General features: G+C 46.9%; 27 protein-coding genes. 18 read left to right on the forward strand and 9 right to left on the reverse strand.

Features of this window, described 5'->3' with window-relative positions:
* Positions 1-102: 102 nt before the first annotated feature.
* From RIF36_RS21740 to RIF36_RS21765, 6 genes are all read left to right on the forward strand, one after another.
* The gene (locus RIF36_RS21740) at positions 103-756 is read left to right on the forward strand and encodes a c-type cytochrome (protein WP_350122737.1); all 654 of its coding nucleotides are present in this window, start codon (positions 103-105) and stop codon (positions 754-756) included.
* A 195-nt stretch (positions 757-951) separates the two neighbouring features.
* Positions 952-1,938, forward strand: a complete 987-nt coding sequence (locus tag RIF36_RS21745) for an aldo/keto reductase (protein ID WP_350122740.1) — start codon at positions 952-954, stop codon at positions 1,936-1,938.
* A 102-nt stretch (positions 1,939-2,040) separates the two neighbouring features.
* On the forward strand, positions 2,041-3,858 hold the full coding sequence (locus RIF36_RS21750; protein ID WP_350122743.1) for a DUF885 domain-containing protein: 1,818 nt from the start codon (positions 2,041-2,043) through the stop codon (positions 3,856-3,858).
* 113 nt (positions 3,859-3,971) lie between these two features.
* Entirely contained in the window at positions 3,972-4,484 is a 513-nt protein-coding gene (locus RIF36_RS21755) for a M23 family metallopeptidase (protein WP_350122746.1), read from the forward strand.
* Positions 4,485-4,618: 134 nt separating this feature from the next.
* The gene (locus RIF36_RS21760) at positions 4,619-6,862 is read left to right on the forward strand and encodes a CehA/McbA family metallohydrolase (RefSeq protein ID WP_350122749.1); all 2,244 of its coding nucleotides are present in this window, start codon (positions 4,619-4,621) and stop codon (positions 6,860-6,862) included.
* 268 nt (positions 6,863-7,130) lie between these two features.
* On the forward strand, positions 7,131-8,423 hold the full coding sequence (locus tag RIF36_RS21765; RefSeq protein WP_350122752.1) for a Gfo/Idh/MocA family protein: 1,293 nt from the start codon (positions 7,131-7,133) through the stop codon (positions 8,421-8,423).
* Positions 8,424-8,610: 187 nt separating this feature from the next.
* Here RIF36_RS21765 and RIF36_RS21770 read toward each other — a convergent pair whose 3' ends face one another.
* The gene (locus tag RIF36_RS21770; protein WP_350122755.1) at positions 8,611-9,744 is read right to left on the reverse strand and encodes a sugar phosphate isomerase/epimerase family protein; all 1,134 of its coding nucleotides are present in this window, start codon (positions 9,742-9,744) and stop codon (positions 8,611-8,613) included.
* Between the two features lie 134 nt (positions 9,745-9,878).
* A complete protein-coding gene (locus RIF36_RS21775) occupies positions 9,879-10,394 on the reverse strand; it encodes a hypothetical protein (protein WP_350122758.1) in 516 nt (171 codons plus the stop codon).
* Between the two features lie 156 nt (positions 10,395-10,550).
* Between RIF36_RS21775 and RIF36_RS21780 the strand changes: the two genes are divergently transcribed.
* From RIF36_RS21780 to mltA, 7 genes are all read left to right on the forward strand, one after another.
* Positions 10,551-11,885, forward strand: coding sequence for a YfcC family protein (locus RIF36_RS21780; RefSeq protein ID WP_350122761.1), 1,335 nt, complete (start codon positions 10,551-10,553; stop codon positions 11,883-11,885).
* Positions 11,886-12,013: 128 nt separating this feature from the next.
* Complete coding sequence (locus RIF36_RS21785) at positions 12,014-12,868, forward strand: SPFH domain-containing protein (protein ID WP_350077360.1); 855 nt, start codon at positions 12,014-12,016, stop codon at positions 12,866-12,868.
* 3 nt (positions 12,869-12,871) lie between these two features.
* Positions 12,872-13,024 carry a hypothetical protein gene (locus tag RIF36_RS21790; protein WP_350077358.1) on the forward strand — a complete coding sequence of 51 codons (153 nt, stop codon included), beginning with the start codon at positions 12,872-12,874 and terminating at the stop codon, positions 13,022-13,024.
* Positions 13,024-13,542, forward strand: a complete 519-nt coding sequence (locus tag RIF36_RS21795) for a hypothetical protein (RefSeq protein ID WP_350122764.1) — start codon at positions 13,024-13,026, stop codon at positions 13,540-13,542. Before RIF36_RS21790 ends, RIF36_RS21795 begins: the two co-directional genes overlap by 1 nt.
* A 6-nt stretch (positions 13,543-13,548) precedes the next feature.
* Positions 13,549-13,704 carry a type II toxin-antitoxin system antitoxin gene (locus RIF36_RS21800; protein WP_151997859.1) on the forward strand — a complete coding sequence of 52 codons (156 nt, stop codon included), beginning with the start codon at positions 13,549-13,551 and terminating at the stop codon, positions 13,702-13,704.
* Between the two features lie 83 nt (positions 13,705-13,787).
* Entirely contained in the window at positions 13,788-14,567 is a 780-nt protein-coding gene (locus RIF36_RS21805) for a phosphatidylinositol-specific phospholipase C/glycerophosphodiester phosphodiesterase family protein (protein ID WP_350122767.1), read from the forward strand.
* Positions 14,567-15,715: a murein transglycosylase A gene (gene mltA, locus RIF36_RS21810; RefSeq protein WP_350122770.1), complete on the forward strand. Its 1,149-nt coding sequence runs from the start codon at positions 14,567-14,569 to the stop codon at positions 15,713-15,715. The genes RIF36_RS21805 and mltA overlap by 1 nt, the downstream gene beginning before the upstream one ends.
* A gap of 103 nt (positions 15,716-15,818) precedes the next feature.
* Here the strand turns inward: mltA and RIF36_RS21815 are convergent, their stop codons facing one another.
* Positions 15,819-16,715 (reverse strand): response regulator transcription factor, encoded by an 897-nt coding sequence (locus tag RIF36_RS21815; RefSeq protein WP_350122773.1) that lies wholly within the window; start codon positions 16,713-16,715, stop codon positions 15,819-15,821.
* A gap of 150 nt (positions 16,716-16,865) precedes the next feature.
* Here RIF36_RS21815 and RIF36_RS21820 point away from each other — a divergent pair, with 150 nt between their 5' ends.
* Together RIF36_RS21820 and RIF36_RS21825 are read left to right on the forward strand one after the other, a co-directional pair.
* Positions 16,866-17,597 carry a hypothetical protein gene (locus tag RIF36_RS21820; protein ID WP_350077350.1) on the forward strand — a complete coding sequence of 244 codons (732 nt, stop codon included), beginning with the start codon at positions 16,866-16,868 and terminating at the stop codon, positions 17,595-17,597.
* Positions 17,598-17,781: 184 nt separating this feature from the next.
* The gene (locus RIF36_RS21825; RefSeq protein ID WP_350077348.1) at positions 17,782-18,315 is read left to right on the forward strand and encodes a hypothetical protein; all 534 of its coding nucleotides are present in this window, start codon (positions 17,782-17,784) and stop codon (positions 18,313-18,315) included.
* On the opposite strand, the gene RIF36_RS21830 is transcribed toward RIF36_RS21825, so the two are convergent.
* From RIF36_RS21830 to RIF36_RS21855, 6 genes are all read right to left on the reverse strand, one after another.
* On the reverse strand, positions 18,312-18,704 hold the full coding sequence (locus tag RIF36_RS21830; RefSeq protein ID WP_350077346.1) for a hypothetical protein: 393 nt from the start codon (positions 18,702-18,704) through the stop codon (positions 18,312-18,314). The genes RIF36_RS21825 and RIF36_RS21830 overlap by 4 nt on opposite strands.
* Complete coding sequence (locus RIF36_RS21835; protein ID WP_350122776.1) at positions 18,691-19,008, reverse strand: DUF2442 domain-containing protein; 318 nt, start codon at positions 19,006-19,008, stop codon at positions 18,691-18,693. The genes RIF36_RS21830 and RIF36_RS21835 overlap by 14 nt, the downstream gene beginning before the upstream one ends.
* Positions 19,005-19,481: a hypothetical protein gene (locus RIF36_RS21840; RefSeq protein ID WP_350122779.1), complete on the reverse strand. Its 477-nt coding sequence runs from the start codon at positions 19,479-19,481 to the stop codon at positions 19,005-19,007. The genes RIF36_RS21835 and RIF36_RS21840 overlap by 4 nt, the downstream gene beginning before the upstream one ends.
* Before the next feature lie 269 nt (positions 19,482-19,750).
* Positions 19,751-20,218 (reverse strand): hypothetical protein, encoded by a 468-nt coding sequence (locus RIF36_RS21845; RefSeq protein ID WP_350122782.1) that lies wholly within the window; start codon positions 20,216-20,218, stop codon positions 19,751-19,753.
* On the reverse strand, positions 20,215-20,550 hold the full coding sequence (locus RIF36_RS21850) for a type II toxin-antitoxin system HicB family antitoxin (protein WP_350097577.1): 336 nt from the start codon (positions 20,548-20,550) through the stop codon (positions 20,215-20,217). Before RIF36_RS21850 ends, RIF36_RS21845 begins: the two co-directional genes overlap by 4 nt.
* The gene (locus RIF36_RS21855; protein WP_151997851.1) at positions 20,547-20,789 is read right to left on the reverse strand and encodes a type II toxin-antitoxin system HicA family toxin; all 243 of its coding nucleotides are present in this window, start codon (positions 20,787-20,789) and stop codon (positions 20,547-20,549) included. Before RIF36_RS21855 ends, RIF36_RS21850 begins: the two co-directional genes overlap by 4 nt.
* Before the next feature lie 41 nt (positions 20,790-20,830).
* Here RIF36_RS21855 and RIF36_RS21860 point away from each other — a divergent pair, with 41 nt between their 5' ends.
* From RIF36_RS21860 to RIF36_RS21870, 3 genes are read left to right on the forward strand one after another with little or no spacing between them, the layout of a single operon-like run.
* Complete coding sequence (locus RIF36_RS21860) at positions 20,831-21,007, forward strand: hypothetical protein (RefSeq protein ID WP_350122788.1); 177 nt, start codon at positions 20,831-20,833, stop codon at positions 21,005-21,007.
* Positions 20,983-21,183 (forward strand): thermonuclease family protein, encoded by a 201-nt coding sequence (locus RIF36_RS21865; protein WP_350122930.1) that lies wholly within the window; start codon positions 20,983-20,985, stop codon positions 21,181-21,183. The genes RIF36_RS21860 and RIF36_RS21865 overlap by 25 nt, the downstream gene beginning before the upstream one ends.
* On the forward strand, positions 21,095-21,403 hold the full coding sequence (locus tag RIF36_RS21870; RefSeq protein WP_350122791.1) for a hypothetical protein: 309 nt from the start codon (positions 21,095-21,097) through the stop codon (positions 21,401-21,403). Before RIF36_RS21865 ends, RIF36_RS21870 begins: the two co-directional genes overlap by 89 nt.
* Positions 21,404-21,426 lie beyond the last annotated feature (23 nt).

Here is a 21,426-nt window from a genome sequence, read left to right on the forward strand (position 1 = left end):
ATAAATCGGGTTCTGGATTAGGCTAGAGTCAAATCACATAACAACCTGCGCAATTCGAATAATATTTAAAATTCCATCCAGATGAAAAGGTAATTTGAGGTAATGGAAAATAACATCGTGTTGATTCATGCCGGCATAGCTGTTCTCTTCGCACTATACCTCTTACTGCGACTCACTATCTCACTTTTTGGACTTAAGAGCCCAGAATACCAGGCAATTATGCGGAGAAAATTTCGCATTGCTGACTATTGTTTTGTCGGACTCATTTTGGTTTCAGGACTTTATCCCATCATCATCCTTGGCAAGATTGAGCTCTATCATGCGTTAAAAATAATACTGTTGGGTTTGGTGTTTTGGGCTAGTCGAATTTCTACCATGAATTATGTCGGAGCCTCCTTGTTAGGTCTCCTGTTACTGGCAGCGGCCGGGTATACCTCCTTCACTGATAGTCCAGTTTTTCCAAAAGCCGGGAGCACATTTGAAAAGGATCATCCTGAAGTAGCCACACTATCAAATACTGAAAAAGGACGAGCTATCTTTTCTTCGATCTGTGCAGAATGCCATGGTAACGATGGCAAAAAGGGACTTTTTCATGCCGCTGACCTCACTCTATCAAAGCTTACAACAGAGCAAAAGATTGAAATTGTCAAAGAAGGAAGCCCACTCACGGTCATGCGATCTTTTTCGAAGGAATTATCAGCTAAAGAGATTGAAGCAGTAGTGACATATGTAGAAAAATATATGGTTGAAAATTGAAAGCTTAGAAAGCAAGCAGTAGCCATTTGTAAACCGCCCCGGAGGAATAGGCCATTGGAATGGTGAGGATCCCAAATCATCATGCCAATAGTTGCTCCGGTTACATATTTCCCCTTTTTACTCTGAGGCGTTTGTGTTTTATTTATCGAAAGGACACTAAGCACCCTGCCTTTGTCCTGAAAAATTCTACAACCAATGAACTACAGGCAACTCGGCAAAACTAACTTCAAGATCTCAGAAATCTCCCTTGGCACCTGGCAGGTAGGCGGCAAATGGGGCTCGCCTTTTAACGACGCTGAAGCAGATAAAATCATCAACACGGCTATCGATCAAGGAGTGAACTTCATCGACACAGCCGATGTGTACGAAAACGGCCTGAGTGAAATAGCTGTAGGGCGGGTAGTTCGCTCCCGACCGGAGCGTATCTGCCTAGCCACCAAATGCGGCAGACAGATCAGCCCACACACCAGCGAAGGCTATCAACCTAAAGTGCTCCAGAAGTTTGTGGAAGATAGCCTGAGACGAACAAGATTGGAGGCGCTGGATTTGATCCAGCTGCATTGTCCTCCTGCTGAGGTCTACTATCGCCCGGAAATATTTGAGCTGTTTGACCGGATGAAAGAGCAGGGTAAAATTCTTAACCTGGGAGTGAGCGTTGAAAAAGTAGAAGAGGCATTAAAAGCAATTGAGTACGACAATGTGGCTACAGTGCAGATCATCTTCAATCTGTTTCGTCAACGGCCTTCAGAGCTGTTTTTCAAAGAAGCCAGGCGAAAGAATGTCGGTATCATCGTTCGGGTACCACTGGCCAGCGGCTTACTTACCGGCACCTACCATGCAAAAACAACTTTCGATTCGGGAGACCACAGAAACTTCAACAGAAATGGTGAAAGGTTCGACAAAGGAGAGACCTTTTCGGGCATTGACTATGACCTTGGCCTGAAAGCTGTTGACGAGCTGAAGGCTCTGTTTCCCGGCGTGAGCAACCTGGCACCTGTAGCGCTTAGGTGGATCCTCGGCTTTGAGGAAGTAAGCTGCATCATTCCCGGCGCATCGAAGGTAGAGCAGGTGTTGTCTAATTTATCCACCTACGACACGCCGCCGCTTACAACAGCGCAGGTAATGGCGATGAACAAAATTTATGAAGCATACATCAAAAAAGAGGTGCACCATTTGTGGTGAATACCGTTACCGCCCATTGATAGCCCAGATTTAAACCCTGGGATATCAATGGGCTAACTACCAACTTACTTCCAAAAACTCTTCAGAATAACTAACCATTCAATGAGATCTTTCTATACCTGTTCTCTCGCCCTATTGTTAATCGTGGCAAGCTGTTCGAGCCCAAAACCGACTGAGCCACAAGGCGCCAACCCCGCCATCGACAGCCTCTTCGATGCTTACAACCAATTCAAGCTGCGCATTAACCCCATAGAAGCCACCAAGGCAGGTGAATCGGAGTACAACGACAAGGTAGCCAACTTCATTGCCGACGACTACCAGGCAGACCTTTTAGAGAACTACACCAATTTTCTGGAGGCACTTGATCAATACGATTCCACCATGGTAAGTCCGTCGCAATGGATGAGCATGCAGGTGATGGCCTGGGACTGTGACATTAAGCGGGAAGGCCTTACCAACAGAATTGCGACCATGGCATCACCCATCTACAACCTGCCCAACTTCGAGCTAATGCCCATCCTTCAAATCCAGTCGCTGCACCTTTACTTTTCGCAGCTGGCTGGGGCACAAAGCGTTCAGCCGTTTAACACAGTGCAGGACTATGACAACTGGCTTAGGCGGATCGATGCGTACCTGCCCTTCCTGGATACCGCCATGGTGAAAATGAAAGAGGGAATAGCCACAGGCGTTGTACCTCCGAAAGCGCTTATCGAGAAGACGATTCCTCAGTTGGATGGCTTTATCAACGCCGCTCTCGGGGAGCACCTTTATTATGCACCCATCCGAATGATGCCGGAAAGCTTTTCGCCTGAAGACAAAGAGAGGTTGACAACGGCTTACAATAAAATGATAACCGGAAAGCTAGCCCCGAAGTACAAAGAGCTGCAGGATTTTCTGATCGACACCTATTTACCTGCGGGAACAGCGACATCCGGTCTTGGTGCTTTACCCAATGGGTCAGCAACCTATAATTACTTGCTCCGCCTGCACACCACTACTAACATGACTGCCAACGAAATCCATGAGCTCGGCAAAAGTGAGGTGCAAAGGATTTTGGCTGAAATGGAGAAAGCCAAAGCCGCTACCGGCTTTGAAGGCGACATGAAGGCCTTTTTTGAACATGTGCGCACCAGCAAAAATCAAATGCCATATACTGATCCTGAGCAAGTCATTGCCAACTTCAATACGATAAGAACACGTGTTGAAGCCAGACTGGGTGAGGTATTTGATCTGAAACCCAAAGCCACCTTTGAAGTGCGCAGAACGGAAGCTTTTCGGGAAGCGTCGGCCAGCGCAGAATATGTGCCAGGCAGCAAAGATGCGACGAGACCAGGTACTTTTTATGTGCCTATTCCGGACGTAACAGCTTACAACAAGTTCTCCGACGAGGCCCTGTTTCTGCACGAGGCAGTTCCCGGCCACCACTACCAGCTTTCGCTACAGCAGGAAAACACCAGTCTGCCTGAATTTCTACACCCCGAAAGCCTCGGTGTATTTGTAGAGGGATGGGCCTTGTACGCCGAATCGCTGGGCAAAGAGCTGGGCTTGTATGACGACCCGTATCAGTACTTCGGCATGCTGAGCATGGAAATGCACCGGGCCATCCGGCTGGTGGTCGACACGGGCATTCATGCCAAAGGCTGGACGAGGGAAGAAGCGATCCAGTATTCGCTCGACAATGAAGCGGAGTCCGAAGCCTCCATCATTGCGTCCATTGAGCGGTACATGGCTACCCCGGGGCAGGCCGTTTCCTACAAAATAGGCCAGTTGAAGATTCAGGAGTTGAGAAAAAAAGCTGAGGCTTCTCTTGGCGATAAGTTCAGCATCAGAGAGTTTCACAACCAGGCATTGAACTCGGGGAGCTTGCCATTGGTGTTGCTGGAAAAGAAAATCAATTCGTGGATAGCAGCAAGTAAATAGTCAGCTGAGCAATGGTCAGTCTGCTTAAACCCCTTTTATTGAGTCATTTACTGCTGCTCGGTCACACAAACCAAGTTGAATTTCTCTCGCCCGTGAACACAACCAACAGACGGATGGTAAGTCAAATTACGCTAACCGACATTGGTGAATTCGGTCTGATGAGGAAGGAAAGACCTGGCATTCCGGCTCACTATCACACTGGTATCGATATCAAACGGCCCACCAGAAATTACTTTGATGAGCCGATCTTTCCAGTCAAAGACGGCCTTGTTATCAGCAAGCGAACAGACGGGCCTTACGCTCAACTAATTATTGAACACCAGGATGGAATGGGCAAGTTTTGGACGCTCTACGAACACATTGCTGGTATTGAGGTAGAGTTGCATCAGCCGGTAAGCCCCGATAGGCCAATCGCAAGGTTCATGAACAAGAAGGAACTGGACGAATATGGCTGGCAGTTCGACCACTTTCACTTTGAAGTATTAAAGACCCGGCCATTAGCTTTGAAGCCGGATAGTACTAAACCAGAAAGACATTTCTCTTCCTACACGCTGACGTGTTACACGAGGGACGATTTAAGAAAGTATTTTCATCACCCAATGGAGTTTTTGAAAGAGCGGCTGTAACCCAACGCCAGTAGCATCGCACTAATTTGCTCCTACGACTTGAACAGTGGGTTAACCATTGAACAATCTGGAGCCGAAAAGTCCATCATTTTTGCTAGTTTTAATCAGCACCCAAAATCAAGCAGCTCTCAACGATGACAAAGCATACCTCTCTACTGCTATTCTTTTTTGTTTTTTGTTTCAACATCAATACCCGTACTGAATCACATCCCCGGCATTCCGACCCCGTGCTGGCTGAGCTAAACGATTACCTCATGGCCATACAACTCTTGAGGATTGACGACCCTGCTGCGGCAAGGTTATTCAACATCTGGGATGAACTTAGGGTAGCATCGTGGAAGATCCGTGAACTGACTGACGAGCAAAACTTGCTAATGGTAGACAGTAAGGTAATGAAGCAAATAGGCGTAACCAGAGCTAAACAAAGGCAGCTTTTGGAAGAGTGTCGAGCCTACTTTGCCGGCATGGCCCGTAAAGGCCCTTCGTTAAATGTGGTGCTAGACCAATCGATCAAAAGCTCGTCGGAAGCACCAGTAGTAAATGTGCAAGTTGGGCATTTCAAAGTAGTGGTTATCGAAATTGAAAATCGACGAAGCGTGGCCACAGAACTAGTCATGAAAGCCGATTTGAGCGATGAGGTATTGTTTTGGAATAAGACCATCGCCCTGGCTCCGGAGTCAATTGGCTACACCTTTGCCGTTTGCACGCCGCTCACTGAGAAGGCATTGACTCAAACCATCCAAATGAGCGACAGTCTTGGAAACAAGGCGTCAGCCACCATACGGATGCAGGGTATCCCCATGCAGGATCCTCCATTTTGGCTGCTCCCTGCCAACAATGCGTACAAGGTAGTGCTGCCAGCGCCTGGGCGGTCACCCGCCAAAAATGATGCTCCATTTAAACAAGGGATCAAATTCAACGTTACCGACAAACTCACCGGCAAACCCCTTGCTTCCCGCATAGAGGTGAAAGATGCGGCGAACAAAAGCTATTGGGCACCCATTAAAGGGCCCTCCTATGCCGTAGGCAGGAACGAAAACGATGGTTGGAGATCCATTTTTTGGGACTATCAGCCAGGCCCTTACTTCTATATCGATGGCAAAGCGGAATTGGGAGTAAGCGCTGTTGGCAAAACAGCTACTATCTATCATGGATTTGAGTACAAACCTGTTACGGTGAAGGTTCCCGAAAATGGCGTTGTAGATGTGGCCATGGAGCGATGGATCAACATGCCAGCGCTGGGTTGGTACTCCGGCCAAACGCATATCCATACCACCGACGTGGGCATACCGGTTCAGTTCAGCCAATACTGGCCTTTGATTTCCAAAAGCGAAGACCTCAATGTATCGGCTATCCTCACTTTGAAAGGTGAATGGGAAACGCACGCCATTTATGCCAACGAATTTCCCATGGGCGAAAGAAAGGCTTTTAGTACATCAGAGCATTTGATCACCTATGGAGAAGAGTTTCGAAACAACCCCTATGGTCATCTCGCCTTTCTGGGGCTGAATGAGCTGATACAACCCATTAGCTCCGGTGCTGTAGGTGAGCTGGGTGGCCCCGACTACCCACCCAATTCTTATATTTTGGATGAGGCCATTGAACAGGGCGCTACTACCATCGCTGCCCATTTTGGAAACTTCAAAGGCACAGACCAAATCAAAACGCCATGGCCTTCTTCAGGTTTCGAGATGCCCGTTGACATTGCACTGGGCAAGATCCAAATGGCCGAAATAGCCGGCAACGGTGGGCAGCTGGACATCTGGTACGACATCCTCAATTGTGGCTTCAGGATACCCGCCACCGCCGGCCCCGATTGGATCATTAAAGATACACCAAGGGTGTATGTGAACCTGGAAGACAAGCCTTTTACATTAGACAACTGGCGAAAAGGGCTACAACAGGGAAAAAGCTTCATTACTAACGGGCCTATGCTCTTTTTCACAGTAAACGGCCAGCAGCCGGGGAGTGTGTTGAAAGCTGGGAGCCAGCCCGCAACATTTGAGGTTATGGCAGAGGCGCTCACTCCCAAAGGAAAGGTGCCCGTGGAGATTATCTTCAACGGCAAAATGATTACCAGCACTACTGATAAGCTTACTGAGATTACGCTGGAAGACTCAGGCTGGTTGGCCATCAGGTGTGGAGGAGCTCACTCAAATCCGGTGTATGTAGACTTTGAAGGCAGGCCCGCTGGCTACGCCGAACCAGCACAAAGATTCATTGCCATCATCGACCGGCTTTCCGAATGGGTAGAAACAAAAGGACTTTTTTATGAAGCCGACCAAAAGAAGCTTGTGCTCGAAGAGCTCAATAAGGGAAAGGCAGTATATGTGAAAATAATTGAGCAGGCGGAGAGGCTGGGAAGGAAGATAGAGTAGGCACCAGCCTGAGGAACACAAGTTTGCGCTTACCAGGGATGACCTACAAACGCATCACTAAGCCGTTGAGAAGTTGGGCGATACGCTCGCAGGGAACGTACACGAAAGCTTCATTGTGTATCCTCTCAAATAATTCTAAGTCCTCGCTATTTATCAAAAGGGGGCTGATAGCGCCAAACCCATTTAATATTTGATATCTGGGAGGGTCTGATGATGGATAAACCAATTAAAAAACCAAAATTAAGGTCTTGAAACAAATTATACTCTCATGAAAAGAAGACTCTTTCTCAAAAATACAGCGTTAGCTGCCTCCTCTATCGCTTTCTTATCCTCATCGGCCTGGGCAAGGGTAAAAGCAGACCGACTAAGAACTGCCCATATCGGCGTAGGAGGCATGGGAGGCGAAGACCTCAAGTCCATCTCCTCACACAAGTTGGTCGACGTAACTGCCCTTTGCGATGTAGACGCCAACAACCTGGCGGCGGCCAATAAACTCCATAAAGGGGCCAAAGTATTTACGGACTACCGAAAGCTGTTTGACGAAATAGGCAAAAGTATCGATGCGGTGATCGTGTCAACGCCTGACCATACCCATGCGCCCGCCTCCATACTGGCCATGCAAATGGGCAAGCCCGTGTATTGCCAAAAGCCGTTGACTCACCACGTGTCTGAGGCCAGGGCCATGCGAAAAATGGCGGAAGACAACAAGCTGATCACCCAAATGGGTATTCAGATTCACTCATGGAACCAGTACCGGGGCACTGTTGACCTGATCCAGTCAGGCATTATTGGGAAAGTGCAGACCGTGAGGGCATGGTCCAACAAAAACTGGGGCTTCGACGGCCCTGCACCTACAGGTAGCGACCCTGTGCCAACCACACTGGACTGGAATCTGTGGCTGGGAACGGCGCCTGAAAGAGCTTACAAAGAGGGCTATTATCACCCTGGCAACTGGAGAAAAATACTTGACTTTGGCTGCGGCACCCTGGGCGACATGGGCGTTCACATTTTCGACACCCCTTACACCGCACTGGCGCTCGACGTGCCTAAGACCATTACCACAAGTTGCAGAAAGCCAACAGGCTTTGGCCATCCCGAAAAGAACGTGGTTACCTACGAATTTCCAGCCACCAAATTCACCACCGACAACTTCAAGTGGGTATGGTACGACGGCGTAGATGCGCCTGACAGTCATGAAGAGCTGGCGATGCCGGGTGCCGATAAACTTCCGGATCAGGGTGCCATGTTTATTGGCGAAAAGGGAAGACTACTTCTGCCGCATATCGATTATCCAAAACTGATTGTTGACGGTAAATATGAAATGGTGGACTTCCCCGATCTGCCGAAAGCCGATCACTATCACCAGTTTGTTGATGCCTGCCTGGGCAAGGACAAAACCAGTGCACCATTCTCATATGCGGCCCGATTAACGGAGGCCATCCTTTTGGGTGTTGTTGCCAATCGATTCCCAAATGAGACCTTGCATTGGAACAATGGAACGCAGCAATTCGATGAAGCAAGGGCCAATAAGCTGCTGGAAGCACCTTACAGGAAGTTTTAGGTTGTGACAATTTTGGCAAGTCCATCCTTGTGACCCAACTGTCATGAGGATGGATTTTTAGTTTTATCTTTCGCACACAATTTCATGATGGAAGTCAGCCAGCAAGAACCCTGATTCTTTGATATAAGGACTTATTTGTCGCAATGCAAATAAGATCCTCCTCTCTATGACTACCTTTTTAACTCCCCTAAGACAAATCGTTCATCGAAACGATCTTCAAATCCTTCCTCCCCAGCTGCTTTAGCGGTGCGTTTTTGCCTCGATCATACGCATAGCCTTTCTCTCCCAGCGGCCATAGCATCGGTGCCAAAAACAATAAACTGGCTTTGTACCCCTGCATAATGGCACCTTCATTGCCAGTGGCTTTGGAGAGCTTAGCCTCATTTTCCATCTCATAGGGGCCACTAAATCCCCTTTCATTCAGCACATCCACAAACTTCCGCCAGTCCATCGAGTCCGAGCCGCCAAAGCCCGGCATCATGGCTTCATAGTTATGCCTGTCCCAGCTGTGGCCTGGAACAGGAACCCCAGCCCTGGCAGCAAGTTCTTTGTTCACAGCCTGCATCGGATACATCGCCCCCCAATGCGTACGGGTGGCATTGTCAAGGTTTCTGGTAGCTTTTACATGGAGGCGATGAAGCCGGGTGATGTCCATCGCTTTGATTACTTCTGTAGGGACAATGTTCTGCCACACGTCATGCGAGGGGTCATAGATTTCGCCATGCGCTTTGCTGGGAATCAGCTCGTACATCAACTTGCGGGCCGCAAGTACGCCCGGGAGATTGTTGAACGTCCCTGTGAAGCCTTCAGATCGCCACCCTTCCATGGGGCAGTTTTCGTAGAGGATGGTCACTCCCAGGTCTTCAGCGTATTTCACAATTGGAGTGAAAACTCGAGAATACTCATCCAGGTTTTTCTGGAAGCCACCTTCAGTATTCCCCATCTCGTGGTTATAGCCAACGAAGGTGCCCACCTTCACATCGTTTTCATCACCTCCAAGCAAATGGGCTATTCGGATCAATTTGAGAAGGTGATTTTGGTTATTCACCCTTTCTGCTTCGTCTCCTCCTATCAGGTTTTCAAAAGCTCCGATAGACAGCTTCAATTGATGGGTATTGAACAGGTCAATGATGCGGCTGGCTTCCTCAGTCCCAAAGTTTTCGTAGTCCAAATGAGTAGCCACATGGTCCTGGCGGGTGCCGTCTCTTCGAAACACGCAGAGGTCGAGGCCCTGCACGCCTACTTCTTTAGCTCTTTCAATGATTTGCTCCAGCTTCAGGTAATCGAAAGCGGACGTCATAAACCAGAGTTGATTGTTCATACCGGGTGGAGTTATTCGTTACAGACTAAAAGTAACCAACGTACCAACAAATCAAAAGTCATTCTCCACCCGACGGCAATCACTCATGACTTAACACATTGGGTCCAACCAGCTTACTTCCTAAAAACAGTTCCTCAGTCAATCTCCTTTTTCTGATATACGATTTCCTCCTCTTCCTTTGTCATTTTAAGCTGCTTGCTGATCCGCCGCATTTCCGGCCTTACCTGCGCAAAAATAATCAGCATGCCCAGGTAAAGCAGTACGAAGAATGTCATCCGGGTAAGGTACAGACCAGCTACAGCCATGATGGTGGCCGCTTCCATGCAGCTATACTGAACAACGGATGCATGAAGAAACAAGTCGAGCCTGTCACGAAGCGAGGTCAGTGACTTCAGAGGCTGGATTTCCTGCTTGTAAAGCCGCATCCCCAGTACCACATTGCCGAAAGCAAACACCGCCAGTATAGCCGTGATTGTCGCATTCAGCTCCGCACCAAGCGGGGGTGTTAGTTCGCCTTCCTGCATTTGGAGGTATACAATAATAAACGGCACCATTGGAACCGCTGCAAGCAAGTAAAAAATGAGCGACAGCTTGAAGTAATACTGGTCGGCGGTTTTATAACTAAAGGGCTTAATCCGTGGAAGGTTCATAATCATGATTTGGCTGCAAAGGTAAAACAGGTATCCGAAATGTCTATTCCAGCAGAAACTTTGAACGGCAAGCGAGAAAAGTAAACCCACCTGCTCAAAACAACCCTAATTTCTCATCAACTAATCCCTATATTGAAAGTTGCTAATCACCGACCTATGAAGCGTAACTTCCCGCATCCCATTATGATCATGCTCTTGTTCATTGCTGCGGCCACCGCAATGACCTGGCTCGTTCCCGCTGGCGAATACGACCGGGTAATGGATGATACTACAGGCAGAGAGGTGGTGGTACAGGGAAGTTATCATAACATAGAAAATCAACCTGTCGCTTTCTTCGACATGCTGGTGGCCATCCCCAAAGGCATTGTGAGCAGCGCCGATGTCATTGCCTTCATACTTATTTTGGGTGGCAGCTTTTATGTGATTGAAAAAACAGGGGCCTTCAATGAAGCCCTGGGCTGGCTGGTGACCAAATTTAAGAATGCCGAAATGGCCCTGATGGTATTTGTTGGTGTCGTTTTTTGTATTGGAGGCGTGCTGAACGGCCTTGCAGAAGAAGTGATCGCCATGATGCCCATCATATTGTTGCTCACTGCCAAGACCGGCTACACCAAAGAAGCCGCTGTGGCGATAAGCTTCGGAAGCGCCAATATTGGGGGATCCTTTGGCCCGTCCAATCCTTTCGTTGTGTTAATTGCCCAGAAGGTAGCTGGTGTGGAGCCATTTTCTGATAGCCTGTTCCGTATCGCTTTTACAGTCATTGCACTGGCTATCTGGATTTTCTTTGTTCTGAAGTACGGGAAATCAAAGGCAGGCAGCACGATGAACTCGGCATCCCCATCTCCCAAATTGTCGCTCAGGTCTGTGGCTATCTTGTCCCTTCTGCTGGTAACCTTTGGGATCATGATCTATGGGGCAGTAAAGCTGGAATGGGACTTTCTGCAAATGGCAGCTCCGTTCTTTGCCCTGGGAATCACTGCCGGTGTCATTGGGAAGTTAGGCTTCAACGGCACCGGGGAAGCTTACACTGCTGGCTTCAGAGACATGGTATTCGCCTGTGTAGTAGTTGGATTTGCCAGGGCCATTTTTCTGATTATGCAGGAGGGCCTGATTGTAGACACCATCGTGCATGCCCTGTTCTCGCCGCTGGATGGTCTCCCACAAATGATCACAGCTATTGGCATGATGATCTCTCACGTCATCATACACATTCCTGTTCCCAGCACTTCCGGGCAGGCGATGCTTACCATGCCACTACTGGCACCCATTGCTGACCTCACCGGCATGTCACGCCAAATTGTGGTGCTGGCCTACCAGTATGGCGCCAGCCTCACCGATCTTATCACCCCCACTAACGGCACACTCATGGCAGTGATTGCTGCGGCCGGCGTCGCCTACGACGACTGGTTCAGGTTTATCTGGAAGGCTCTGCTGACAATTTTTGGTGTGGCTGCTGTTGCCTTAATAATGGCCCTGCTGTTCAATATTTAGCCTGTCGGAGCTGATTTTTCAGCCCTTCCCTCACTTCGCTTCGCAAGAATTATTTAACCTAGATGCAACCATTCTAAAACTTTGTCGTATATTGATATCAAATTAATATCATATTAAATCATTCTGATATGGACACTGAAAAGATTAACAAACCTACATCCGGCTATCCTATGATCGCATTATTCCTGATTTTTCTCATCGGTGGCATCCTTGGGCTGGCTGTAGCCCGCATGCCTTTGTCAGCCATTTTTGTCGTGCTGGCTATTATGATGACTCCCGGTTTCTTTTTTGTGAACCCCAACGAGTCGAGAGTGCTTACCCTGTTTGGTGAATACAAGGGTACGGTGAAGAACAATGGTTTCTTTTTTGTTAACCCACTGTATCAAAAGCAGAAGATCTCTCTGCGTGCCCGCAACTTCGACAGCGAAAGACTGAAAGTGAACGACAAGCTGGGCAACCCAGTCATGATCAGTGTGATCCTTGTTTGGAAAGTGAAAGAGACTTTCAAAGCTGCCTTTGAGGTAGATGATTATGTGAGCTTCGTGCGGGTGCAGACAGATGCGGCAGTGAGAAAGCTGGCCGGTCGCTATCCTTACGACAATTTCGACGACCATGAAGAGGAAGTTTCGCTCAGGTCAGGCCTTGAGGAAGTGAATCACAACCTCGAAAAAGAGCTGGAAGAAAGGCTTGACATTGCTGGCATTGAAGTACTCGAAGCGAGAATTGGCTACCTGGCCTATGCAGAAGAAATTGCCCAGGCGATGCTAAAGCGCCAACAAGCGACAGCTATTGTTGCTGCCAGATTCAAAATCGTGGAAGGAGCTGTGGGCATGGTGGAGGCGGCACTTGCAGAACTGTCTAAAAAACAGATCATTGACCTGGATGAAGACAAAAAGGCTGCAATGGTCAGCAACCTCATGGTTGTGCTTTGTTCCGACAAAGACACCAGCCCGGTTATCAATACAGGAACCTTAAATCATTAAACCATGGAAAAGTATAAATTCTTAAAAAAAGGTGGTTTGGAAAGCCTGGAAAAGTTTGAAAGGAAATTGAATGAAATGGTGATGACAGGCTGGAGAGTAGTCAATTTCACTAATGATCATGGAGGGATTGTGGTGTTGCTTGAAAGGATACGGTAATGACTGAGTTTAGAGAAACGCAAAGAATAGACAAAGGGCTACTTGTTTTTTTGGCCCTTATGTCTATTGGTGCCATTGTCGGCCCCCTGGTTTTGACTTATCAGGAAGCTCTGAAAGCAACCGGAGGTGATGGAAATGACATTACTGTAAAATATCTACTCATCGCAACGGGGGCCTTTGTTTTCACTGCATTGGTCTTCAGTTTAGTAGCCAGCCAACGATTAGAAATTGACATCAATAAATACAGGTTTCGCTTCAGGATGCCTCCGTTCGTCAAGTGGAAGGAAATTGCTCCCGAAGAAATAGAAAGCTTTCGGGTGGAAAAAGCAAAATGGTTTCAAAAGATGAGAAAAAGCCGCATGCACTACAATCCCTTTACGAAAAAGGCGTCGTACATGATGGCAAGGAAATATTTTGTAGAATTGAAGCTTATCAACGGAAAAACCATTTTGCTGTCAACTAATATGCCTGACGAGATGCTCAATGCTTTGACAGATTTTAAGTTGAACGGGAAATAATTTGTGATGGGGAAGAAAAAAGCATTTGTGATTCGAATTGACGAAGAGATGCTCAAATCTATTGAGAAGTGGGCTGCTGACGAATTTCGCAGCACCAATGGGCAGATAGAATGGATCATCAACAAAGCCCTGAAAGATTCGGGAAGGGGAAAGAAGGATTAAACTTTCTTAACATAGCTCTTTCACCTTGCTTTCCCGCTAATTCATGGCCTATTTGGCATCTGACAATTCATTATTTTTACGCTATGAAAGCTGCACTTCTCCTCACTCAAGCCATTTTTGCATCTACCCTATCTTTTGCCCAGGTAATTCCCCTGCCCAATGCCCATGCTCACAACGACTACGAGCATGACAGACCGCTCTTCGATGCACTTTCGAACGGGTTCACCAGTGTAGAAGCCGACATTTTCCTTATCAAAGACGAGCTTTATGTGACGCACAACAAGCCTGTTTCGTTGAAGAACACGAAGACCTTGACAGAACTCTACCTCCAGCCTCTCAACGATGTTGTTAAGGGCAATAATGGACAGGTGTATCCGGGTTATAGTGGCTCATTTTTCCTCATGATCGATTTCAAAAACGATGCTGAGGGCACCTACACCAAACTCATTGATCAGTTACAGCCATACAAACATCTGCTCAAAACAAAAACGCAGGACGGCCCGCTTACCATCTTCATCTCAGGTGAAAGACCTATTGGCGCAATATTAAACGACCCCGAGAACCTGATCAGCCTTGATGGCCGACCCAACGACCTTGGCCAGGGCATAACTGCTGATAAAATGCCTGTAGTAAGCACCTCCTTCAAGTCGCTTGGCTTCTGGAACGGCAACGGCGAAATTCCATTCGACATCCGGCTTAAGATCAGGCAGCTGAGCGATGCTGCCCATAAGGAAGGCAAAAAATTAAGACTTTGGGCTACACCTGATGACCCGGCCTCGTGGCAAGTGTTGCTTGACAACGGCGTTGATTTGCTTAACGCCGACAATTTAACGGAACTAAAAACCTTTCTACTGTCGAGATAATGACATCCAAATTGATAAGGCTTATTTTTGCCAGCCTCATTTTTCTTAGCCTTTCTTTCTCTCCGTTTGTGGCCAGCAGCCAAATTAAGCCAACAGGTATTGGCCATGGCTACGATTTCGAGGGAAACGGAAAAGACGATACAGCCGCCACATTGCCTCTGCTTTACACTAAAAAAGAAAGCTGGGAAGGGTTTCGGCAGGCGCTTGCGCACAGCGACTCGGCCCTGATCGCCTCTCTAAAAAACCAGTACCGATACCTCTTTTTGAAGGATCCCGATCAAAAGTACAACCTCGAAAACCTGAAACCGACCAACGAAAAGCTTCGAAATACATTGAGGGAGTTGATCCAAATGATCGAAAATCCAACAACTGCATCCTCGTTCAATCTGTACCAGATCAAAGGTGAGGACGGCAAAGGCAATGTGCATTTTACTGCCTACTTTACCCCGGTGTTGGATGCCAGCCCAATAGCTACTGAGAAATACAAATACCCGATATACAAAAAGCCTTCGGACTCCGGCCAAAAGCCCCTTACCCGAAAGCAAATAGACGGCCAGGGTGCTTTGAAAAACAAAGACCTTGAAGTCGCCTGGACGTCCAGTCTCCTCGAAAATTACTTTCTGCAAGTGCAGGGCTCTGGTTATGCGGCCTTTCCCGACGGCTCACTACAGTTTTTGGCTTTTAATGGGCAAAACGGACTACCCTATTCCAGCCTGGGCAAGTACATGATTGCACAGGGACATATTTCAGAAAGCGACATTTCGTTGCAGAGTATCAGGAATTGGTTTGAACAAAACCCCGACAGCCTTGAGACTATTCTTTACAAGAACCAGTCTTACACTTTCCTGGCACCTTTCAAAGAAGAGCCAAAAGGTGCCTATGGCTTCCCTCTTACCCCGGAGCATTCCATTGCCGTCGACACGCAGTTTATTCCGCTGGGCGCTGTTTTGCTGGCCCGCTTGCCGGTGCTGGACGAAAGCGGCAAGCTATTGAGGCACGACTTCACCATTGTGACAGCCCAGGACAGGGGCGGCGCCATTAAAGGCCCCGGCCATGTAGACGTGTATATGGGAGTGGGCGATGAAGCGCTCAAAAAAGCCAGTGCCATGCATCATTATGGCAATTTGTGGCTGATACTCGCTGATTAGAGACTACAAAAGTTTCTTCAGAGGTGCTCCCTTTCGCAACAATCCTACGCCAGAAGCAATGCTGACCTTTCCTCTTCCTACCAAACTTTTGTAGTCTTTGAAGTCAAACAAAATCACGCATCAGCCTGATCAGCTGGGCCCGGCTCTTCACATCGGTCTTTTGGTAAATCCTCGAGGTGTGGTCTTTGATTGTCTGCAACGTTACAAACAGCGTATCGGCTATCTCCTGGTTGGTCTTGCCACTGTATATCTCGCCAATAATTTCTGACTCTCTTGATGTGAGCCCAAACCTGTTGATAAATGCCTCTTGCGAGGGCAGCTCGGTTCTTGGGACTGATTCGTGCTTTACTGTATACACAAAGTAGACGGCCAGAAAAGTATTGCCAAAAAAGAAAAAGAAATGACCTATCGATTTAAACAAAATACCTTCCGAACCTAGCAGGTACTGTACTGCGTAGAAGACGACCAAGGCCGCATTTGCCAGCACAAGCACCCATCGGCTCTGCCCCAACAACAAGGCAGTTTGTTTAGCGGCCAAAAGGATAAGTGAAAAAAGCGACGCAACAAAACCAAAGACAGCATAGGAATTTGGAAGCGCTGTCAGGCTACCCCATTCCAATGATCGATATTCCACAACAATGAAGGCCACAGCTCCGACGAGAAGTGCAGGAACAATGGCCCGGTTCACCGTTTTGTCGTACATGCATTTGCACCAGTACATTTGCTGCGCCGCACTGAAGATGATAAACGGAATGCCCAGCACAGTCAGCACCTTTGAAAAGGGTTTTACCTGTTCCGCAAAGGGCATAAAGGCGATGAAAGACTCACTCCAAAGGCTGTAGAAGCCAAAGGTGTACAACAAAATCAAAAAATACTGCAGGTGTTGGAAAGCTGGCAGCGTCTTCAGTTTAGTAAACCTGAAAATCACCATAATGCCTCCTGCCGTCAGCGCCAGGCAAAAAATAAAGCTTATCCAGAATACCAGTCCTTCTATAGTCATCAAATAGTCAGTCGGTTACTTTGGCTAAAGTATACACCACTACCAAAGTAGCTTCAATACTAAAGTAGTGAAAGTAAAAACACTACTTTGGTAGTTAAAGGATGGCGGGCACTCCTCCTACATTTGAGTCATCAACAAAATTATATCTCAATGTCAAACTCAAATGATTTCGCAACAACAACTCCCGGCGTAGGAAAGGCTTTGTCCTCTGGCTGGGAAACAATGAAAGTCAACTTCCTGTATTTCTTTCTTATCATCATTTTGCTAAGCCTTCTTGATGGACTGATGGAACTATTTGGACGTGGCATCACCGGCGAAGGTAATTTCGTTAAATCGCTTTTTAGTCTCGACTTCGAGCAAGGCATAACCCCAGGGATTATTTTTGCGGAGTTCCTCGCCGCCGCTCATTTTCTCCTGGTGATGCCGGTATTTGACTATGGCGCTGACCTGATTTTCGTGCAGGGAGTAAGGCGACAAAAACTGGACTTTAAGGATTTCATTAATGGTGTTAATAATTACCTGACCATAATTCTTAATCACCTGCTGATAGTGGGACTAGTGGGCATGGCGTTGGTGGCTTTTATTATACCCGGCATTATCGTCGGCTGCAGATTGGCCTTCTCCTCCTACCTGGTGATGGACAAAGGACTTGACCCCATCAGCGCCGTAGAAACCAGCTGGAAGCTGACCAGGGGCCATGGCTGGAAGATCTTTGGTCTGGGCTTTTTATCCATCTTTATTTTCATCCTCGGATTTATCTGCTTCTTTGTTGGCGTGTTCCCCGCCGTGATGTGGATCAAAGCGTCGTTTGCTTCATTGTATCAATCGGTGCTGGATGAAAAGGGTGAGGATTTCTTTCCTGCGAGTGAAGAGGCAGTTTGATCACTCGGTTAAAATGAGAGACAAAGCCTAACAAAAAGCTTTTGCTATGTAGCAAGGGCTTTTTGTTGCTAGTGGCACCAGCCAAAGGCATCCCACCAAGGTTCGGTGCAGGAATAGAATTTAGCTACTCAAGTCACGTATTTTTTTAACTTAGAGGCTTCGTAAATATTTAATTTCCTAACGAATGGAAGAGTTCGTATTAAAAGCTAAACACTATCAGATTTTTCTGTCACTTTCGATTCCTTCTTTGATCGCTGGCTTTGTGCCTAATTTTGACCCTACCATTCAACTTGTCAAAATTATTTTTGTTGGTCTGGCATTTACAGTGTGGATTTTTACACTAGGGAGAGCTTTAAATAATTGTATCCCAACACGGCATCAATTAAGTGAGACTTTCCTCATTATTAACTTCTTTGCCTTTGCCATAATATTTGCCCTAATAGCCATTCTTTTAGACTATCAGCTTCGCTTCTTTGGCTGGGCAGTGCTGATTCCCCTCTACATGCTGTTCAGCTTTGTTTACTTGTACTATTTTGCTTCCAAAGCCTTAACAACTGCTGAAAAAAGAAAACGAACCTCGTTTGGAGAACATGTTGGTGAGATGATACTCTTGATGACAGGTTATGTGGGCATATGGTTTATACAACCACGCATTAACCAAATTTATGAGCAAAATAAGTCCAAAATACTATTGGAGGATACAGAAAATATCTCCTAAGCCGCCGCCGCTGGTGCGACCCTGCGCCTCGTACCCGTTAAGTTACCACCTTCTGGAAATTGGTGCAGCCAAGCCGTATGAACCAAGAAGCTGCACGCTTCAATAAAAAAGCCACAAGCCTGCACGGCCCGGTTCGCAATCGCTAAACTTGCGGCAGAGGCGAAGATTTGCTTCATTGTGGGGGTGTTCCCTGCTGTTATGTGGATCAAGGCTTCATTTGCCTCCTTGTACCAATCGGTGCGGAATGAAAAAGGAGAGGATTTCTTTCCTGCGAGTGAAGAGGCCGTTTGATCTCGCTTGGAATAAGTGCGGCTAAGCCGAAGATACAATGCCAGGGTTTGATACTCTTTGCCAGGAGCAAACTGCTTGATAGTTTCAAGCAACCACATTTTCCTGGTGAACAGAAGACAGCATGGCAGTTTTTAAAAAGCCACGCAAGCTGAGATCCTCATCGAGTGCCGCCCAATAAACCCCAGTTCTGCTTATTTCATATTGCTCTAGTTGTTCCAGAGTGGCAACCTTCAGAAGTCGAAACTTGCTAATTGACTCCTTGAGCACTTTCTTATTGTTCAAAACCACCAGCATTAAGTCCAAATCAAGGTCAAAGAACAGCTTTTGTATTCTAAGGCCTTCCTGAAAAATCATGCTGTCTATTGGATCAAACTTCTTTTTACTTGTTTGAGAAGTACTCATACCATTTTGCTTTTTTGCAGTATTACAATTTCTCTCACGTAATCACCAACCTTAAACAGGAGGTAAACCGAAATAACAACATACACCAATGCAATTATCACGAATAAAATTACCTCCACGCTTTTAACTTCTTGGGCAAGAATTTCCCCTGCTCTTTTCTTGAAGAACCTCAGATACCCTACGACAAAAACTACAAGCCCTAAGGATAGACTAACATGCAAAGGAATAACTATATGAAAATACTTTGCGGCTAAGTAGCTTATTAATGTCCAAATATTTATTCCATGAAATAAGAACGTTATAAAGAACGAATGCTCCTTGGCCCCAATACCCTCTCTTTCAGCCCGGTTTGAGTAAATGGTTCTATCCAGAATATGATACCAACCAAAAAAAACAATTGCAGATAGATTCATAATTTTTCGTTTGTCGCTTTGGCTTGTTGGTATTCCAAGGGACTCAAGCATCCATTCCATTGTTTCAAGAGTATATCTTCCAGGCTGTGAGACATCATTTGCTATTTCATTGAGATGCTTTTGACCTAATTAATCTCCCCGGTGCCGGCCTGCGGCTCGTATCCGTAAACCCAAATCTATCCCCAATCTCCACTTGCAACCCCTGTAATCAATGGCACTACTAGATTTCCAACTCTCCAGGCTTTAACCCCCACAAGTGCTTACTGCTCGAATAAACCTGGCTGCTCGGACTACGGGGAAAACGACCACTGATCCTGCCATATTGATATTTATTTCCTTCTCCTAATAGAGTTCTCTTTCCTCAACAAGGCTTCAGCACTATCGAGCGCTAAACAACAAATATTCCCGTACGAATCTTCCCCTGTTTTATAAATATGATAAGCATTGACAAAATTGTAATACGCCTTAATCGCAGTCTTGCTATTTTTTGCCCTGATAAAGGTGCTAAATGCACTTGATCGCAGGTCTTCTCTAAAAAAGTCATTAACATATTCCCTTAGCTGTTCGTCGGGAATGCAGATCTCTGGATCAAGTTTCTCAGACATCTCTTTGCTGCCCTCTTTCGCTCTTTTGGAGTCAAATAAATCACGAAGAATTCCTTGCCTCCACGCATCATAGTCTTTTTGCAATCTATCCGGTTGGGCCATCAGGGAATTCCCTTTTTCATCTGCAGGATACAGCAATAGCTTTTCCCTAAAGGACTTTTTTTCTTTTCTGGGAAGTCGAAATTTCTTCATGACTTCTCCACTCTTAATTGTATAGCCTCAGCTACTAAATTGTTTAAAGAGGTCTTGGTCTCCATGGCTAACAAGGCTGCTTTCTGGTGCAGATTGGCGGATATCCTTACATTGAAACTCCCCTTGAATGGTTTCTCAGGCATCTTTCCCTGGGACTTGCAATCACTCAGGTACGTGTCGATAGCGTCCTTAAAATCCTCTTCAAGCAACTTGCCGGTTTCTCCTTCAAAGGAAAGCAACCCTCTTACTCCTAACACTTTACCATAGAGCAAATTATCCTCAGGACTGTACTCTATACTGCCTGTATAACCCTTGTATTCGAGGTATTTCATAACTCTAATATTTCTTTTACTTGTCGCATTTGGTATTGCTTCATAAGACCGCTTGGGTGTGGTTTGTGAAGCATGATTGGAACGCCTTCGCCATTTTCGAATTTTACTCTTGATCCAGCCGTTTTCCCCTTCTTAACTTCTACAAAACCGAAGTATCCAAGCAGTTTCACCATCTCATCATAATGAAAATCAGATGGCATGCTTACAAATCTTGCAATAAGCTTTTCCTTTCTGGACACAACCAAAAGTAACTATATTTAGTTGCATATCGCAAGTTTTTATGCCGTCAACTTGCCAGAAGAGTCAAAGAAACACCCTTTTTGTAGAAGTAGACCTGGGCTTCTATGTGAAAAAAGAAGAGAAGGTACGCCTGGCTCGCATTAATGCGCCTGAGCTTACAGCAGATGCCCTGGCCGGGTCGCATCCTACCAGCTGCGGCTTGGCCGGGGGCGCCTAACCGGCCCTGCCCGGGCCAAGGCGAAGAAGTTTTGCCCAGAAGGCTCTCAGGTTACTACACAAACACAGAAGGAAAGACGGGATAGGTATGCCCGCTACCTGGCTGAGGTGGTGCATGATGGTGAAAACCTTTCTGATTACTTATTGGAGATTGGTGCTGCTAAGCCCTGGAAGTAAAAAAGCCCAGCGGTTAGGCAAGGGCCCTTCTTTCTTTGTTGCTAATGATACGAGTCAAAGCTTCCCCAATCGGGCTCGCACCAGCGTTCAGTGCTATTGGCTGGCTTTGCTGCTCGGACTCGGGGAAGGCAGGGACTGGCTGGCGACTTACATGCTGCCCCGGCTGGATAGCACGCCGCTTTACCTGTGGGGTGAAGGCCATAAGCCGAACGAAGCGTAGGGTATTTCGGAGCGGAGTTGTGG

The organism is Imperialibacter sp. (genome assembly GCF_040222815.1).
Taxonomy (GTDB): domain Bacteria; phylum Bacteroidota; class Bacteroidia; order Cytophagales; family Cyclobacteriaceae; genus Imperialibacter.